We start from the raw sequence: 17,976 nt of genomic DNA on the forward strand, positions 1-17,976 counted from the left end.
TACAAGAATATATAAAGTGGTCTTGACACAAGGCCGTTGGCAATAATTTGGAAAATAAATCCTGAAATGAAAAAACACTTTATTACATCATTCAAGATTTGGTGGTATTTCTTTGTAGGCGTTCTATGGCTCCTATTGATCCATGTCGATTTTGAACTAAGGGTACTACTTACACTGTATTCATATGGACTTGGAGCGGTCGTTGCAACTGCCTTCATCTTAGAGGTTTTTCAAAGAAAAGCATAGGATCGTTCAAAAATCCAAATAATCGAACTCACTAAAAACAAATTAATATGGATAATCAAAAAGAAATCAAATTATCGTCCAATTGGACCAATGTGGGACTATATGGAGGAAGTCTTTTACTATTGTTTATGGTTCCCATCCTGGTTCTGGTCATCATGGAACAAAAATTTCATATGGGAATGGTAGTTGCAGGAATTGCATTTTTAGGGCTAATTGGATTTTTGATATACTTGTTCATGTACACTTGCGACGCTCGGATCATTGGGGATAAAATCGTTCTAAAAAAACAATTCAGGCCAACAAAGGAATACTCATTCGATAAAATCGGATATCCAACATCCTTTCGGTTAAAACGAACTAAATACATTACGGTGGAAATGAAAAATGATGACAATACCACCGAAAAGTTTATAATAATGAACTCAAGGTCATTGTTGTCGTTTGAAAATAAAGATGCCGAACAAGTATTGATCAGTTTGCGGAATTTGGCAGGAAAAAAATAAAACCACACACAAACAAGGATTGAAAAAAATAATCGTACCGTTCATTGTAACCATTTTATTAAGTGCAACTACTTCCTACTTTTTGTCCAGATGGCTGGAAGGATATTCGATAGATCCTTCAATAGAAAGTTCTTTTGGCAAAATTCAGTCCATTATATTGTTCATTACCTGGCTGATCTACTTTTTCGCCTTGATAACTTTACCATTTCTATTGTCGGATTTGGTACGATGGACTAAAATGACAGATAGGGACTGGTGGAAAGCCATCTTGGCGTTTGAATTTTTTTCTCTGATCTTTTCTTATCTAGCAACTCCTCCCGACCTTATTTCGACCATTCTATTTTTTTTGACCTGTCAGGTTATAGTAATTGTGAACGGTATCGTGCTAAAACGAAAATTGACCGAAACCAAATAGCAAGGTGAACATGAACTACATCCCTTATAAAACGTGCTACAACTTTTTTCGGTCCAAGGTTAACTCAGGACAAAATGTGTGTTATGTCCAGAGTCCAAATCCGAACCGGGACCTGCTCACCAATTTTTCCGAAAAGGGAAAGCTCTTTTTGACCGCATCCGGGATCGAGACGGTTTTCAAATATCTTAAAAAGACCAGGCGTCCGGAACGGAACCACTGTAAATGACAATCTAAAAAGTACAATCCGATATTTAAAATAGCCCTAATGACAGCTATTGCTGTTTTGCACCATAGAATTGATAAGTGCCTATTAATCAGAAAATTCCAATAGCTGTAACAAGTTTGAGCTATAATCGTCTTCGGTTAAACAACCAAAGAAGATGATCAATGAAAATAGTACTAACTATTCTGCTTGTTACAATTTTATGCTCTTGTCAGGACAATAAAGAACAACTGGCTCTTACGGAAGGGGTATACATATCGAATGTTACCATAATCTCAACATAAGATGGTACTTACAGCCCTTATATAGGTCATTTAGTGGTTGAAAAAGATGGAATCGTTTATGTGGGCAAGAATAAGCCAGGTATAAGCGGAACATTTGAACAGATCGATGGAACCGGAAAATTCATAATTCCAGGGTTAATCGATAGTCACGTTCATATTATCCCAGGAGTGCAAGGAATGCTTCCCCATCATATGGAAAAATACCCTGAACTGGCTACTGGGTTTAAAAGCCAAATGCCCAGAAGCTATTTATATTATGGCTTTACAACGGTTATTAATCTTGGGGGCATATCAGATGAACGAATCACTTCTTTTAAGATGCAAGAAGTAAAACCCGATTTATATCACGTTGGATATTCAGGAGCAGCGGTTGCAAATGGTTACCCAATGAATTTTACACCCGAAGAATTTCGATTTGAAGCCGAGCCAAATTTCATATACATGGAAAGTCAGGCGGAAAGTATACCGGATAAGTATGACCCTGCCGATCATACCCCCAAAGCAGTTGTCAGGCGTATCAAGAATTCCGGGGCCATCGCCGTAAAATCGTATTATGAATCAGGTTTTGGACGTATGATGGGGTTACCTGTTCCAACCAAAGACATTATGAAAGATTTGCTTACTGAAGCACATTCCAATGGGCTTGTCCTAACAGTTCATGCCAATTCACTTGAAGCACATTCTTTTTTGGTGGACATAGGAGTGGACATTATGGCACACGGAATATGGAACTGGGGAAAGTACAAGGATGTACCAAGGGACTCCCTTCCATTGGAAATAAAAAGAACATTGGATCTACAAATTCAAAAACAAATAGGCTATACCCCCACCTTAACAGTCATTGAAGGAGAGGAAGCACTGGTTGATACTGAATTTCTTGATCAGCCTGACTTAAAAAAGGTGGTCCCTAAAGATTTACTTGCATGGTATAAAACGGAAGAGGCACAATGGTTCGCCAAAGATATTTTTAATGAACTTACTGTAGAAGAAGTTCACACAATCTATGATAATGTACAAGCTCATGCAATGCTAGCTTTAAAATACCTTTCTGACAATGATGGTCTAATTCTATTTGGCTCAGATACTCCATCTGCCCCAACTTATGGCAATCAACCTGGTCATAATGGAAATTGGGAGCTTAAATTGATGAAAGAAGCGAGAGTCCCTTTACATAAAATACTTGCGTCCGCTACCTTCAATAATGCCAAAGCTTTTCATTTAGATTCTTCTCTTGGCTCATTGGCTATCGGAAAAAAAGCAAATATGGTTATAATGGCTAAAAATCCTTTAATGGATATTGAAGCATATGATGCCATAGAGAAAGTTGTTATTGGAGGTAAAGTCATAAAAAGAGAAGATTTAGAGGTCAAAGAATAACGGGCTACAACATGTATATGATGTCTATTCCCGATTTTGTGAAAGTCACCCGATGAATTTCGGATGTTGAATTAGACTCCATAGAATTAAAAACACTCATCAAACCTAAGTACCGGCCAGAATTTATCATTTCCCTTCCTTTGGATTGTAACTTCTTGCGACCACGACTTCCACCAATGCAATAAATAAAGAGCCGTTTGGGTCTTTTAAAAATTGCCTAAAAAAATCCCATCGTTCATGTTAAAGTGGGAATTATCATGTTAAATAGGAAATTGTCCATGGTTTAGCATAGTTAAGACATGTAATTTCAGGGTAAACTATTAAAAAATCATCTCGGTTTTTTAAGTTGTATTGTCAATTTATATCCATGTTACTAATCCCCACTACTTATGCCTTATTCAGAACCAAAACCCCAAACTTGGTTTATAAAGTCTTCCATAAACCCAAATTTTGAGTATGCCCGCCAACATTGTCTTGACTGGGCCTTAAAGTTTGAATTCGTAAAAAAAGATGATAGAAATTACCAACGCTTGGAGATTTCCAAGATTTGGATGTTGACCGCTCGGGCCTACCCATCGGCAACAAAAGAAGAGCTTTGTTTCGCAACCGAATGGTTTACCTGGTTGTTTTGTCATGACGATATTTGTGACGATTCCCAATTAAGAAATCAACTCGATAGCTTGCTTGTCCTGCACAAAGAATTTATGGCCATTTTATTGCATAAGAAGATGCCTGGCAAAAGTGATCCTTTGCACCGTGGCCTGCTTCATATTCGAGAGCAATTGGACGATATTACGGCTGAAAAATGGATTGCTACATTTACCGAAGATGTACGACTATATCTTAACGCAACACGTTGGGAGGCTAAAAATCGTAGGTACAATACCATAAACAGCGTTTCTTCATATAACAAAATGAGGTTATTCTCAGGAGCGGTATATACTTGTTTCGATTTGATTGGAATGTTCCATCAAATCGATGTGGATGTATCGTTTTTAAAAGACCTTCCTTTTAGGCAAATGATAACAATGGCAAACAATTGTGTTTGTTGGGACAATGATATTCGTGGCGTGGCCAAAGAATTGAAAGAGGGAACAACAAATCTTATTACTTGTTTGAAGCATGAACATCATATTTCAATCGAAGAGGCCATTAAAAGAGCACAAAAGATGTGCGATATGGAAATGGAGGATTTTTTTGAATTTAAAGAACGGTTGCCAAAGTTTGACGAGCAAAAGTCGTTGCAACAATACACAGCCGGTTTAGAGTCTCTCGTACAAGGTCATATAGATTGGTATTCCGATACCGAGCGCTATACCGTCAAGGATTGACCTAAGGCATTTTTGGCAGGTCCAGAAAGTACTCCATTTACTTTTTCTTTTCCTACGGCGTCATTTACGCATATTGTCAACACTACCCCAAATTACTATGAATCATGTCCCAATTTATTCAAAGAAAGCCCAGTGAACTTTCCCGCAAAGAAAGAAGTCAGGTGAAAGCCCTGTTCGAACGGTACTACCCTACAGTTAATGATGAATACATAAATGATAGGTTATCAAGCGTTTATGGTTTTAACATCGTTCTTTTGAAAAGCCATGGTATTGTGCTGGGGGCCAGCTATTACAAAATGGACAGGCTAAAAACCCCTTTTCAACAAAAGAAAATTCCGGTCGTCCAGTTCGGCCAGGTACTAAAAAATGAATATTACGAGGATGGTGTCATTTGGCGCACAGGGCATTGGTATGCCCAAAGGAATATAAGTTATTACTATTGTATAAAGCCAACAGTGGGACTATCCATGATCAGCTCTCCAAAAGTCTTCGAGCATTTTACCAGGCTTTTTAAGAACCATTGTCCGAATTTAGGGCCTATGGAGTCGGGCAATAGCATATCCATCGCCGACTTTTTGCAAAATATATACGGAAAAAGAGGGGTAAAACTTAGGTTCCGCACAAAACATTGTCTCGCCCTATTGAATTATGAACCTATTGATATTACCGATAAATGGGAAAGGTATTACAAATCCAAAAATGAATCGATCAATACGTTTTTCATTGAGAATGAGATCATAAAACGTAAAGGTGATAGAATTTTCGATAACAATGTTGCATTAATTGCATGTGGTTATCGAAATCCTTGGAGTTTTATGGCAAGGAAAGGGGTACAGATTCAAATTTGAGATTTTATACTAAATACACTTGGGAGCACTACAAGGGTTTATTTATTATATTTTATTTGGACTTTTGTATGGGCAGTATTCCAAGTGACTATCGTAAAAACCAAAGTATAAATAACCGATTATACAAAACCATAGATTTTAAAATGGATCAGTCTTGATTATAAATAAGCACTGACACGTATACTCTAAAATACTAATGGTAACAGTTGTATTATAATTGTTCTTACGCTGAATGAAGTTCATTAATATTTATATAAATTGTATTTTGAGGACATCAAAGAAGATGAATTTAAAAGGGCCCAGCGATAAATCGTTTTTAAGCTACACAAAACACAAGGATTACGATTTATTTTATATTGATTGACAAATTTCTGAAGCTAATCCCATGAAGGCACTTGTGATAAATCCGAAATAAGCCTGTGTTTTTGATTGGGTTTTAAATCCAGGTTATGGGATTGTGACAAAAAAATCAGGGTCTTCTTATGCTGCAGTTCCTTGAGCATATCCCGCACCAAACGTTCCATTTTGGGGTTCAGGCATTCAAAGGGTTCCTCTATGATAAGGATGGGTTTTTCGGTAAGTAGTGCACGGCAGTACATAAGTAGTTTGGTCTGGCCTAAGTTTAGATTACATCCCAAATCCCCGATGTGGTTGTGCAGTTGTAAGCGGTCCTTAGGGTTTTCGTGTTGCTGTAAATACGCCAGCAATTTTTCCGCCTTTTTCTTACGTTCTTTATTTCGGCTATAGACCAGGGCCTCATAGACGTCCCTACCGTATAGTGGATAATCATTGGAAACCACTGCCATATTTTTCCGAATGGTTTTTTCCGAAAGTGAGGTATAGGGAATATTGTTTACGCTCAATTGTCCTTTCTCCGGGGAAATGATTTTGAGCAAAAGCTTGATGAGGGTAGATTTACCACAGCCTGAGGGGCCATATAAAAAAGTTGAGGTTTTGGGCCGGATTTCAAGATTCAGGTTGCCGAAGACCGGTTTTTCCATCGCTTCATAACGAAATTGTACATTCTCGAATCTAATGGTACGGTCCTCAAAGGACAATTCTTCAAAGGGCAGGTCATTCTCTTTGGACATCTTGAATACCCGTATCAATTTTTCGAACGAAATATTGCCCAACTTCCATACAATACTTACCCTCAGTGTTCTGCGAAGTACTGGGAGTATGGCAAGAATGAGCAGGATAATAATCAATAAAGAGCCGCCATCGATACCATCTTGGTCAATGGATCCATGAAGTACATATACCATAATTATACCCAACAGGCCATAGGTTAAGGCAGGGATACTCGCCTGTAGCAAGGCCACTGTTCCCGCATACTTTTTTCCAATTCCATACAGTTTTTCGGAACGTTTGCGATATCTTTTGTTCTCCGGGGTGTATTTGTTGAATGCCTTTAGGCTGGAAATGGCCCGTAACCGCGTGTTTACAAAAGAGAGCATCCCCGATTTTCGATTGCGTCTTTCCAAGGACTGTTGGTACAACACTTTATTAAGGAACCACAATACTATTGTTGCCAATAGGATGAAGCCTAACATAAGCCCTGCGAGGACCACATCCATAAAGACAATTACCGAGAACACAATTCCCAAAAGCAATATATCCTGCAGAAATCGCAATACCCCATTTTTGATATAGTTCTGTATGCTTTTCAGGTCACCGCTAAAGCGTAGTAGGTATTTTCCGATTCCTTTTTTGTCATAAATGGGCATGGCTATCTGCACTTGAGCGGCGAAAAGCCGTTCCCTTAGGGATTTGGCAAATCGTTCCCCTACCCATGCAATGCCGTAACGGTTGGCATATTCAAACAAGAACCGGAGGCCCACCAAACCGAAAAAGAGCAGAAAGAAGCTGGTATGGTCAGTGGTGTCCATATAGGGAATAAATCCAAAGGCCTTCAACCTATGGGAAGAGAACCCAAAGGCAAATTCATAAAATCTACCAATGCTAATGGGAATCAGGATGGTAAATATATTATAGGCAAATCCAGCTAATAAGGTCATGGCCACCCAGACCTTGTTGAAATTTATAAAGTCACCTATTAAACTCCATTTTGTAGTTTCCACACGTCGGTTTTTTGGAAAAGACCACACCATCACAAAAATATTATTCAATAAAACGGACCTTGTCGTCCAGACCCACTAATGCACATGAATCTTGTTTCCCAAACCAAGTATAGCGGTGGCGTGCAACCACATTGTACATAGTATCCCTTATAAAACTTGGAACAAGGATAAGCACTGAAAGCAAAGGCCACATGGATTTTAGCCTTCCCAGAATCCGGAGCACGGCTTCACTTTTTCGATATAGGATGCCATCTTCGATCAATACGAGGGAATCCATGCTGTCTTTAACGGCGAAAGGTTTAAGTAAGTCATTCGCGGTAGCTGATTGGAGGGATGCGAACCGAAACTCCGCTTTTGTTTCGTTTTCCATGACAAAACGCACCCAACCATTACAAAGGTTACAGACCCCATCGAAAAGAATGACCGGCGATGAATTCTGGTTTGTGGATGTTGCTGTGGCGCTTTTAGTATTATTAGCGACCTTCCTGCGGGCCTTGGTAAACAATTTTTCAGGGGCAAAAAAGGAAAGGAAGATTAATCCGGTCATCTGGTACCGAAAGGTAATTCCCATGATAAAATAAATGCCCCAGTGCATGCCCCATGTTAAGACGGCCCAAAACCTGCCCCATCTTTTTTTGTAAAGTGCCAAGGGTGCCCCCAGCTCTACAATAAAGGTAAAAATACCCAATAGGAAAAACAGCCATGTATGTTTGTAAATCACATTGAAGAAGGGTGCGGTTTCGGCTCCTAATATGGATTTGCGTATGGCATCCACGGCAATTTGAGAACGCATGGCGCTGCCAGTGGCCCAATCCCAAGCCAAATCACCAGCAATTTTGGCCACACCGGATAGAAAATAGGAGCCAACGGTTACAGCACAGATGAGCATAATAGGCCAACCATATCGCCAATGGGCATTTTGTTTAGGAACCCCTTTTCGTCGTTGGCTCCATGCATCTACGGACCATGCATCTGCCGAAGCCACCAAGCCCACAATAAGGATATGCAGTACAAGGGCATTTCGGTTGTGGTAAATCATTGACCATGAGTTGCGATAGCTAAAGAACAGCAAGGCTAAAATGGCAAATGCCGGCCCGGTGATTCGAAACTTCCATCCAAGGATGTAACAGATGTTGAAAACGATCAACAGGACCGAAATCCACCAAAACAGGTTTGCATGCAGGGGCTCTTGCATCCAGGATAAAAGGCCCACGGGCTCAAAGGCATCCGTATTTTGTACCATACGTTGCAGCATATTGAAACGGGACAAAAGATACCAAAGGCAAAAGCCCCCGGTGGCCATACGTATAATGGCGAGACGTTCTGGGTTTACCTGTGCAAACCAGACATTTTTAATACTGTTCCATACCATATTCATCACTATTGATTTTATAGATTGTAATTTTCCGTTCCAAGACCGGGAGGGTGTCTTTCTCAAGAAAATATCCCTCCAGGTGATAATATCCCTTGACCAGTTCCAGGGCCATAAGCCTGTCATAAAGCTGAGGTTCCTTTTTTGCAATGTTACCTGCTACTTTTTGGAGAAAGGGTAACCCCTTTTCTTTTTTTCTCGCCTTGTTGATCTGCCGTCTTACTTGATTGAATCCTCCAGTACCTGCCAATTTGTAGGGAATCCTGAAGTCTTGCCCTAAAGTATCATGCCCCACCACGTAGTAGAGGCCATAGTTTTGTGTCCTTTTTTTAGCAAACATGGGGTAGTACGATAGTGGAAAACTATCTTTGGGATGCTTTGCCCAATTCTGTACAACGGGAGAAAGTACCAGAAGGAGTACGACTATACTGAAAACCAGGGCCTGTATCTTTGAAAAATTCATTGTTATTGTGTTTTAGGGGGATTCTAGATTACCATTTGTACCTTTTTGTCACCTAGCAATTTGCTTAAAAGTGCTCCATCGACCAATTTCTCCAAGGTCAGGACCGGAAGCTTTTCCTTCCGTTCCACTTCCCCTACCATAAGCGGACTCCCGGTAAACCGCCCCCCGAGGGCGAACAGGCGCTCAGAAAAGATTGGCGACAACATTTGAATGCCCGTGTGCACTGCAAGACTGTCGCTGCAAGACAGGATAACATGGTCCGCAGTATCCGTAAAGGGCAGGTGGCACATTAGTTTATGGGTTTCCCTTTGATAGAGGCCATCCGCAATTTCAATGACCACATAATCGAATTGCATTTTGGCCACTTCCTTAAGCAGTCCCTCATGGATATCGAGAATCTCATCCAGAGTGCAGAGGTAAGTAGAAGGATAGCCCATCTCCGAAAAATCGGTCACATAGTCGGCTCCACAATCCAGGCAAAGCATTTTGTCCTTGTTAAAAATTGTGCCTGTCAACTTTATATAGGCCACTTTATTTCCTGCATTTTTTAGCCCGCGGCAAAGAAAAGCCGCCGTTGTTGTCTTACCGCTGTCCATACTGGCCCCAACAGAAAGAATAGTTTTGAAAGGCCGGGATTTGAAAGGTTGGAATGGTGTGGTTTCCCTGTGATGATATATGGTATTGATTACCTTGCCGCCCGAGTCGGTAGCATAGCCTACCAATTTTAATTTGGTTGGCCCAATATCTTCCAGTTTGTAATACATGGAGGCCACATTACCAACCACACCGCCTTTGCCCACAAGGTCATATACTTCTTGATATGCTTCTGGCACATAGGCTTCAAATTGATTACTGGCATAGCGGTTTCCAAAAGCGGCCATAATGTGGTCCTCTTCAAATATGTAACAGTTCCTTCCTTCAAAGTCCTGAATAGCTTTAATGGACCATAATTCAAGTACTTCAAAAATGGCAACGTCCCCTGGCTTGGGTATATGGGTGGTAATAATGTCCCGATCAATTGTAAAATCGGTTACATACTTACAGCTATTTGCTTTCTTGATTATTTTCATGATACTATCTATTTGTGGGGTTTATAATTAGATTTTGAAACGATAGGAGAAACTAAAACTCAATACTGAAAAGTTGTTAAACCCCCTCAGGATATCACCATCCCGGGGATCGACTACGTTGATTTGGCGAAATCTACTCCCTATATTGAATTCGGTTTGCCTCATAAAACTCAAACTGACATTGGCACGTTTAAAAGGTCTAAACCGGACACCAATACGGATACGGTGTGCGTGCAGACCATTGGGTGATTGGCGCACAATAACATCCCCATCCGTATCCCTATAATTCAATGGCCTGCCATTGAGGTAATAATGAAGTTCATTGGTCATATAAGGTGTAATGTCCATGGGAAGTCCAAAATCACCTGCATTGAGCCCCAATGCGTACCGAAGGCGATATTCAAATTTACTTCGTGAAGGAAAGTGCCATTCTGCCCGAAGTTGGTTGGCAATCCTAAGTTTTCCCAGCTTAAATCGATAACGTACCCTAGGGTCAATTCTATTTCTGGCCTGCTGATCGGGATCTGCCGGATCCGAAGAACGGATGTAACCCAATCCTACAGTGATGTTACGGTTGAACCGATAGTCAATACGGGCACTATTCTGCATCGAGGTAAGGTCCATCCGGTCATCGAAAAGATAAAGTTGACCTGCCCGAACACGCCATTCCTTGGTAATATTGGTTCGGTACGAGTGCCCTGCCCAGAATTTCATGCCTTCCTGGGCAGAAAGGGGCAAGGTCAATAGGCTCACCAAAAAAAGTAATAGTAAGGGGTTGTTTTTGGGATGTATCATTTCCATTTTTTTTCAATTGGGGATTGTATTGTTTATTTCTATAAGGGGAAAACGCTGGAAACGTGACCAAAGAGGTGACAATTTCTAGGATCGCCAAAGCGTGACGGAGTGCCCGCGGCAGGGAATGGTGGGCTTACGAGGTTTTTGGGCGCTTAAAATACCGGTATAGGAAAATACCAACAACCAGGGATGATCCCATGGCCAAAGCAATCAAGTACCAAGGAAAGCGCGTGGCTGGTCCAACCTTGCCCACCAGGACAAAATTGGCCCAATAATAAGGATGCCGTTGGCTGGGTGTTACTTCTTTTAGGTAGTTCAGCTTGGCCTTCTGGAGTGCCAAATCAAAAGGAACACCTTGTTTCACATATGTTAAAAAAGAGTGGGTAATGCCCAGGGAACTGGACTCACTTGCATTCCAGAGACTGGAAAGCACATTCTGGGAGCCTGCCAGTAAAAAGGCTTTGCTCATGCCCTGTACGCCCTCTCCATTGTAAATCTTGCCATTCGCTGAATGACAGGCACTCAATAGCACCAAATCCGCCCCTAAGCGGTTTTTATAGAGATCGGGTGGGGATAGTAGAAATTCCTTCTTTGTATCATCAAAGATGATGCACGATCGGCTGGGGTCATCGGTATCGACCAGACCATGTAGTGACAAGTGCAGAATTCGGGCATTATTGGCATTGTTGTAAAAATTCTCCAGGGATGCCCCGTCATCGAGAAATGTTTTGCCACCAAAGATTTTGGAAGCCTGTTCGACTTCTTTTTTGGAAAGTGAAAGTGGCGACAAGACCTCTTCACCAAAGAAACGCTTTCTGAACCTTAGTTTTGTGCTGAGCGAATTACTATATGAAGCTGCAAAGCCCATATAGTCCTCTGGAGGAATTTCCCCATTATCACCTTTTCGTCCAAGAAGTTGCGTGGCATAGGCGTACGTGAACGCATAGTCCTCGATAAGATGGCCCCCACCGTTGTGCAATACCTCAAAAGATAGGGTATGCAACGAACCATCGGGAATAATGCACAGACGCTCCACATTTGTTAGCCGTGACAGTCCTTCTTCCATCAATTGCTCAAAAATGAACTGGGAATCTGTCTGTGAAAAGGGTATTTCGGGGTTGCCACATTGTTCGGTGAACCGTTCTATGCATTTTCGGAGTTTTGGGGTAAGCGGCACCGTTGTACTGAAAAATTGGGTGGAGGAAATCCAAAAAACATAAATGGATTCCTGGGATTCAAAAAACTCCAGTACGGCCAAATCCCCCGGAAGCTTTTCCTGTATGGCCTGGATGGGGGGAACTTTCAAAAACCGATACCGTTCCCTGTAATATTTGGGTTCCCTTTCTTCCAATCGTATCAAAAAGGCATCCAGGGCATTTTGGGCCTGTAGAAATGACTGTAACAAGGAATCCCTATTGTTATCGGATGCCTCAAAAAGAAGGGATTGTTGCGCGTTCATTCTTTCACGAAGGCTACTTTCCTCTTCAAGAATGGTCTTTGAGGCCGTGGTCCGCAAGGTGTTGATGCGATTGAGCTCCTGTTGCAAGGTCAAGGCCTTGGTCCTGGCCGAGAATTGATGGGCCTGCTCCAAATAATAGGTGTCCCCTGTTAGATCGTATAGCCGCAATGCATCTTGTATGGCCTTGCCATAATATTGGAACCGAACATCCAGAAATTCAAGTTTCGATTGCTCAAATTGAAGGGAGAGCAATCCTTTTTTGATCACCGAATCAATTTTATGTTGTACGTCCAAGGAATGTTGGAGCCACTCCAAATCTCCTCCCTTCTTATACTTTTGTTCGAAAATACGGGTCTTTAGCTCCATTAGGCGGATCAAGGTATTCTGGTTCTTGATCTCTATATTGCTTACGGTAGGGACCGTTCTTTGATCAAGCTTTGTATTCGGTGCCACCATACGAAAACCCTTTGCCAACTGTTCGTTTGCCCTGTAGAACGCTCCTTGCTTTAGATATAGCTCGGCAAAATTTTCATAGGTAAGGGCAATCATTTCCAATCCGCTACCTTTTTGATAAAACTGTTTCCGTATATATAGGACTTCATGCATTATATCCTCGGCTTGCTTGAATTCCTTTTTTTCCATATGTAAAAAGGCCAGTACTTCAAGACCAATGGCATAATATTGTGGACTGCCCTGCCGGTCAATAAGGCTTAATGCCCTTTTGGCCAGGGTTTCGGCACGGTCATATTTCTTTTGTTCAAAAGCAATCTTGGCCGCATTCAGATATACTGGAACCACATCTTGTGTTGCCATTAAATCTGGTTTGGTCTTAACGAGTTCCAAGGCTTGTCCAACATATTCGGATGCTCGATTATAATCCTTAAAGTCCAAGTGTAGAGTTACGGTACTGTTCAAGGCGTTGAATTTCCGCGGGATGTCATTTTCCTGTTCGAAGAGATTGATGGCATTGGAAAAGTAGAGTTGGGCCCTGAATAAGTCGTTGATGGATTCATAGAAGAGTCCAATTCCATGATACTTTAACCCCAACTGATGCGGTGGATAATCTTCAGTATTTTCAAAAATGTTTAACGCTTGATCAAGGTAGCCCTTTGCTTCTTCGGTATTCCCCAGATATTGATGGCAAATACCTAAATTATAAATCGTATTGGCCTTTTCACTAATGGGCACTTTTGAACAGTTCTCCCACAGGGGAAGTACCTTGTCGCCAAAATAGTCAATGGCCTCGGCCTCCCGGTAGGCCAAATAATAGGAAAGCCCTATTTTATGGTAAATCCGGCCTTTATCGTAACAATCCAATCTCTGGAATACATCGGCTCTCTCAAGTTGATCAATCAACCTAAAATTGGCCTCGTAGTCTTCTGTTTCAATATTGGAATTGATTTGACTGTAGGTCTTGTCAAAATATTCATTACCAAAAACAAAGTGGTTTAGGAAGCAACATAAAATAAAAAGCCGTATGCCTTGTAGCTTGATCAATGTGGGCAAACATTAGACGGGGCGTATCCCAATTCGAAACCAGTACCAAAGTAACGAATTTAAACACGACCCGTTCAACCTTTTTGCACAATACCCTTATAAGCAATCAAAAAATAGTCTTTAGTTTACATTTGCAGCCATACTTTCCTACACCATGACTATGGTTAGTTGCAGGAACCCATATTTGAAAGCGCCGAAGTAAAATCAATAATACCTTGTGAAACTACCCGATCTCTTAGGTCGTCCGAAAAGATGGATGTCTCTATAAGCGAACATTTTATGGCATTGGCATTACCGCCATGCGAAACCATGATTGTGGCCATTGCGGTCGCAATCGCAGTGGTATATGAGGTACCTGATTTGTCCATTTCATTACCATTTAGATCCATGGTGGGGATGTTTTCCCCCAAAAAGGCCAAATCGACCGTATTGGGGCCAAAGCTGCTAAAGCCGCTCAATCTGTCCTGGCAACTTGTTGAGGCAATCGAGATAATGCCTTCATTGGGATAGGAGGCCGGGAAGGAAATAATATCATCCGTATCATTGTCGTTGTTGGTATTTCCGGCCGAGGCAATCATTAAGGCCCCTTTTCCCTCTGCGTAATCAATGGCCAGCCGCAATGGTCTATCCTGGGTATCCCCATTGACATCCTGATAGCTAAAGCTAAAGTTCAGGATTTGGGCACCCTCATTAACAGCATCCAAAATGGCTGGAATCAGGTTGGAGACAAAACCAATACCCTGACCGTCATGGGTTTTCCGGATATCAAAAGCAATGGAGGGGACCTGCTGACCTTGCCCTATCAAACCATAAATCAGTCCGGCAATCTGTGTACCGTGCCCGTTTTCATCATTGGGTTCATTATCATCATCAATATAATCGTAGCCCGTAAAGTTATCAAGGGAAAATCCAGTGGTCTGCAGTACATTTTTATCAATACCCGAATCAAAAATGGCAATTTTGACCGCATTGTTCCCTATCGTGGCCAGGCTGCCCGCATCGTCAAAACAAAACAAGTCCTGGGAGGCCAGGGGCGACTGTATGGAAGAACCAAGGTTAAAAGCGACGTCGTTCAGTTCAGCTCTGGTCCGTGCACTAGCGATTTGCCCATCGATATTGGTCACTTGCTGGCCCTGTGCATCGGTATAGGGAAATGCTGTGGTGTTCCACAACCGTAGGTTAATTTCCTCACGAAACCAAACTTCCTCAGAATTCAGGTCGTCCAACAAATCTTCGACCTCGTCCTCCGAAATAGTAGGATCCAACCGCACAAAATACAATGATGGATGTTTTGTAATCTCAACATCTTCATCGTCATCATCGTCATCATCGTCGTCGTCGTCATCGCCGTCATTGGAGCCGTCATTGTTTTTATCGTCGTCATCGCCATCATCGTCATCATTGTCATCTCCTTGGGCCAATTCCTGTTCCATGAGGTCTTCTTCCAAATCGTCGCTACAGGAGAGTGTGATGCCCAATACAAACCCGATCAGCAGTACTAAAAACAAATTTTTTCTGATTTTCATAGCAGTAGTTTTAAGGTTAAAATAGGTGTTATTTTTTTTAAGTCCATGTGATTGTGCCGGTAATTGATTTTCCTGCCGCATCGAGCGCCCGCCTGAATGACATGGTCGGACAGGCAATCGAGATGTTTTTTTGACTGCGCCCAAGGAGACAAAAATGTGAATTTTGATGACAAAATTTAAATACTGGCATAATTACGGACATACATTATTTTTTTAATTTTTCCATAAGTTCCTGGGCTTCATCAAATTGCCATTCCCCCTTTTCAATCTGCCCAAGCCTATATCTGGCAGCTTTATCCTCGCCATCCAATACGTAGGCCAGGGACAGGAACCAATTGGCCTCCTCTTGAAAACGGGAAGTTTCCGATGTACCATTTTTTAACTGTTCAATCGCCTTTTGGTACTGCCCATTTTTGAGATAGGCAAGCCCTAAATAATGGATGTCCTCTTCATTGGGTGAAACAATCCTTTCGAATTGTAGGATGGCCTTTTCAAAATCGCCATTGTTAAAGGCCCGTATGCCCAGTGTTTTATTTGCATCTGATTTGGCAATTCCTTTGAATCCCCCGGGGTGTTGCAGGATTTGGGAGTCAAGATATTGGGTCGCCAGAGCATGGGGCGATACATCATTTTGATTGACCACGTACAGGGTTACCAAGAGTGCCAAGCTGGCTGCAGTTGCCAAGATCGGGCGGATGTACCGCAGCACAAAACCTTTTTCAGGGGTCTTTTTGATACCATATCGGTCATCCAGGGTCTGGGACAGTTCATCCCGAAGCTCTTCATCCTTGATTTGGGTGACCCAGATTTTCAAGGTATCATCCAATTTGGCCATATCGGTTCCTTTGGCCAAGAATTCTTTTATTCGCTCGTTTTGTTGCATTTTAGGAGGTTTCTAACATTAAATCCTTTATTTTTTTGATGCATCGTTCTTTTTGTTTTCTGACCGTTGCCGGGGATTTTGACAATTCCCTGGCAATTTCCGTCAGTTGCATGGCCCCATAGTAGTGCTGGGTCAGCAACTGCTTGCAATTGGCCCCCAATGACCGCCATGCCATTCTGAAACTTTTCGGTACCCCTGCTTCAACATGGTCGTCCGCAATTTCCCTTAGCGTTTCCAGGTCTTCATAGGTAAGTTGTTGCCTTTTTTTGTTTCGTAGGTACATTTGTGTGCTCATTTTGGTAAACAAAAAACGAAGATTACCGTATTTTAACTTGCCATCCACAAACCGCTTTCTGAACTCCAGAAGGGCATCCATTGTGGCATCGTAGGCATCTTCATGGCTTGCCCCGTATTCGCGTTTAACATAGTTCAGGGTCTCCTTAAACTGTACCAAAAACACCTGTTGAAAAAAGCGGGTATCGTTCGCTTTTAAATCGAGGACCATTTGCCCAAAAGATGCTTCGGTCAGGCCAAAGTTCTTACGTTCCATACATGGCTGTTTTCCTTATTTCCATTAACGGTTATTCAAGGTAAGGACAAGTTTTTATATGCCCATTTTTAATTGTCCTTACCGTGCTTCTTTATGATAATAAGGGAAAAAAGTATAAAACGTGACATTTTTTATATGGAAGTGATTAAAACTTTTTCCATTTGCTAAAAAATTGCCCTTTTTTGCCCATTTTTCTTCTTTTTTTCCTTCCGTAGCCCTGCTATGCAACTCAAAAAAGCTTTCAAATGGTCAAAAAATTCCTAATTTTCGCCTAAACGCAAAAAGTTTAAATCACTTCATGGGGATTTTTTTTGATGTTCCTATAGGTGGGTTTAAAAGGTGACAGATGAAAAATTCACAATAATTGCAAATTCAAATTTTCTTGGCAAATGCTTTTTCATCTTTCCTAGAAAAACCGTAGACAAAAAAACCATCTTCATTGATTTCTGATATGGGAATTATCGTTGACCTAAAACCATCTAAATAGAAGCAAAGAAAGAGAATGTCTTTAAAAGTTTCCAATCGTAATTCTTCTCCAAGTACAAAATCCTTTTTTAAATATGGAATATCCTTGACATCATATATGGAATTAAATTGAAGTACATTTCTAATTCCATTTAACGTCAATTCATAATCATCAAGCATTAATTTTTCAATATCGATAGTATTGATTGATTCAGTTGGCCTCAAACGAACATAAAAAAGCTCAACTTCCTGTAAATCGTTATCCTCTCTGTTTTCCACTTTCAGTTTTACAAGAAGATGAGTATTTGAATACCATATAAACTTGGTATTAAACTCAGTTCCGGAACTCTCAAAAAAATCCTTGGGACTACCCTTAAATTCTTCTTCCAATTCATCAAATTCATAAGAAAGAATTTCATTTTCTTGAATGATAAGAATATTGGTTTTGGGAAAGACCAATTCATTGAAGTTTGAATCCAACCTTAACCATACACCATTGAAATTATGGGTATTTACTGACAACGTACTTGAAATTATCATTAAAAAAATCGGTTGCATACAAGGTCACAGGACTTCTTTTTTTTAATT

The 17,976-nt window shown here is 41.1% G+C and carries 15 protein-coding genes; 5 read left to right on the top strand and 10 right to left on the bottom strand.

The window, feature by feature from the left end:
* Positions 1-66 precede the first annotated feature (66 nt).
* The 5 genes from L0P88_RS17945 to L0P88_RS17965 all read left to right on the top strand — a co-directional run bounded on the left by L0P88_RS17945 (position 67) and on the right by L0P88_RS17965 (position 5,227).
* On the top strand, positions 67-246 hold the full coding sequence (locus L0P88_RS17945) for a hypothetical protein (protein WP_247131282.1): 180 nt from the start codon (positions 67-69) through the stop codon (positions 244-246).
* A gap of 47 nt (positions 247-293) precedes the next feature.
* The gene (locus tag L0P88_RS17950) at positions 294-749 is read left to right on the top strand and encodes a hypothetical protein (protein WP_247131283.1); all 456 of its coding nucleotides are present in this window, start codon (positions 294-296) and stop codon (positions 747-749) included.
* A 955-nt stretch (positions 750-1,704) separates the two neighbouring features.
* On the top strand, positions 1,705-3,048 hold the full coding sequence (locus L0P88_RS17955; protein ID WP_247131284.1) for an amidohydrolase family protein: 1,344 nt from the start codon (positions 1,705-1,707) through the stop codon (positions 3,046-3,048).
* 389 nt (positions 3,049-3,437) lie between these two features.
* Positions 3,438-4,379 carry a terpene synthase family protein gene (locus L0P88_RS17960; RefSeq protein WP_247131285.1) on the top strand — a complete coding sequence of 314 codons (942 nt, stop codon included), beginning with the start codon at positions 3,438-3,440 and terminating at the stop codon, positions 4,377-4,379.
* Between the two features lie 104 nt (positions 4,380-4,483).
* Positions 4,484-5,227 (top strand): hypothetical protein, encoded by a 744-nt coding sequence (locus L0P88_RS17965; RefSeq protein ID WP_247131286.1) that lies wholly within the window; start codon positions 4,484-4,486, stop codon positions 5,225-5,227.
* Positions 5,228-5,604: 377 nt separating this feature from the next.
* Here the strand turns inward: L0P88_RS17965 and L0P88_RS17970 are convergent, their stop codons facing one another.
* The 10 genes from L0P88_RS17970 to L0P88_RS18015 form a co-directional block, all read right to left on the bottom strand.
* A complete protein-coding gene (locus L0P88_RS17970; RefSeq protein WP_247131287.1) occupies positions 5,605-7,308 on the bottom strand; it encodes an ABC transporter transmembrane domain-containing protein in 1,704 nt (567 codons plus the stop codon).
* Between the two features lie 40 nt (positions 7,309-7,348).
* Entirely contained in the window at positions 7,349-8,686 is a 1,338-nt protein-coding gene (locus tag L0P88_RS17975; protein ID WP_247131288.1) for a DCC1-like thiol-disulfide oxidoreductase family protein, read from the bottom strand.
* Complete coding sequence (locus L0P88_RS17980; protein ID WP_247131289.1) at positions 8,661-9,143, bottom strand: hypothetical protein; 483 nt, start codon at positions 9,141-9,143, stop codon at positions 8,661-8,663. The genes L0P88_RS17975 and L0P88_RS17980 overlap by 26 nt, the downstream gene beginning before the upstream one ends.
* A 23-nt stretch (positions 9,144-9,166) precedes the next feature.
* Positions 9,167-10,213, bottom strand: a complete 1,047-nt coding sequence (locus L0P88_RS17985; RefSeq protein ID WP_247131290.1) for a hypothetical protein — start codon at positions 10,211-10,213, stop codon at positions 9,167-9,169.
* A 27-nt stretch (positions 10,214-10,240) separates the two neighbouring features.
* Positions 10,241-11,008, bottom strand: a complete 768-nt coding sequence (locus tag L0P88_RS17990) for a DUF2490 domain-containing protein (RefSeq protein WP_247131291.1) — start codon at positions 11,006-11,008, stop codon at positions 10,241-10,243.
* A 133-nt stretch (positions 11,009-11,141) separates the two neighbouring features.
* Positions 11,142-13,964 (bottom strand): CHAT domain-containing protein, encoded by a 2,823-nt coding sequence (locus L0P88_RS17995; protein WP_247131292.1) that lies wholly within the window; start codon positions 13,962-13,964, stop codon positions 11,142-11,144.
* A gap of 164 nt (positions 13,965-14,128) precedes the next feature.
* Positions 14,129-15,490: a S8 family peptidase gene (locus L0P88_RS18000; protein ID WP_247131293.1), complete on the bottom strand. Its 1,362-nt coding sequence runs from the start codon at positions 15,488-15,490 to the stop codon at positions 14,129-14,131.
* A gap of 205 nt (positions 15,491-15,695) precedes the next feature.
* Positions 15,696-16,373 carry a tetratricopeptide repeat protein gene (locus L0P88_RS18005; protein ID WP_247131294.1) on the bottom strand — a complete coding sequence of 226 codons (678 nt, stop codon included), beginning with the start codon at positions 16,371-16,373 and terminating at the stop codon, positions 15,696-15,698.
* 1 nt (position 16,374) lies between these two features.
* Entirely contained in the window at positions 16,375-16,923 is a 549-nt protein-coding gene (locus L0P88_RS18010) for an RNA polymerase sigma factor (RefSeq protein ID WP_247131295.1), read from the bottom strand.
* Positions 16,924-17,295: 372 nt separating this feature from the next.
* The gene (locus L0P88_RS18015) at positions 17,296-17,928 is read right to left on the bottom strand and encodes a hypothetical protein (RefSeq protein ID WP_247131296.1); all 633 of its coding nucleotides are present in this window, start codon (positions 17,926-17,928) and stop codon (positions 17,296-17,298) included.
* Between the last annotated feature and the right edge of the window lie 48 nt (positions 17,929-17,976).

The sequence above is a fragment of the Muricauda sp. SCSIO 64092 genome, from assembly GCF_023016285.1.
Lineage (GTDB): Bacteria > Bacteroidota > Bacteroidia > Flavobacteriales > Flavobacteriaceae > Croceivirga.

Excerpts from the sequence above, each read along its gene's own strand:
- L0P88_RS18000 (WP_247131293.1), bottom strand. The coding sequence starts at position 15,490 with ATGAAAATCAGAAAAAATTTGTTTTTAGTACTGCTGATCGGGTTTGTA.
- L0P88_RS17965 (WP_247131286.1), top strand. The coding sequence starts at position 4,484 with ATGTCCCAATTTATTCAAAGAAAGCCCAGTGAACTTTCCCGCAAAGAA.
- L0P88_RS18005 (WP_247131294.1), bottom strand. The coding sequence starts at position 16,373 with ATGCAACAAAACGAGCGAATAAAAGAATTCTTGGCCAAAGGAACCGAT.
- L0P88_RS18010 (WP_247131295.1), bottom strand. The coding sequence starts at position 16,923 with ATGGAACGTAAGAACTTTGGCCTGACCGAAGCATCTTTTGGGCAAATG.
- L0P88_RS17990 (WP_247131291.1), bottom strand. The coding sequence starts at position 11,008 with ATGATACATCCCAAAAACAACCCCTTACTATTACTTTTTTTGGTGAGC.
- L0P88_RS17945 (WP_247131282.1), top strand. The coding sequence starts at position 67 with ATGAAAAAACACTTTATTACATCATTCAAGATTTGGTGGTATTTCTTT.
- L0P88_RS17985 (WP_247131290.1), bottom strand. The coding sequence starts at position 10,213 with ATGAAAATAATCAAGAAAGCAAATAGCTGTAAGTATGTAACCGATTTT.
- L0P88_RS17980 (WP_247131289.1), bottom strand. The coding sequence starts at position 9,143 with ATGAATTTTTCAAAGATACAGGCCCTGGTTTTCAGTATAGTCGTACTC.
- L0P88_RS17950 (WP_247131283.1), top strand. The coding sequence starts at position 294 with ATGGATAATCAAAAAGAAATCAAATTATCGTCCAATTGGACCAATGTG.
- L0P88_RS17975 (WP_247131288.1), bottom strand. The coding sequence starts at position 8,686 with ATGAATATGGTATGGAACAGTATTAAAAATGTCTGGTTTGCACAGGTA.
- L0P88_RS17960 (WP_247131285.1), top strand. The coding sequence starts at position 3,438 with ATGCCTTATTCAGAACCAAAACCCCAAACTTGGTTTATAAAGTCTTCC.
- L0P88_RS18015 (WP_247131296.1), bottom strand. The coding sequence starts at position 17,928 with ATGATAATTTCAAGTACGTTGTCAGTAAATACCCATAATTTCAATGGT.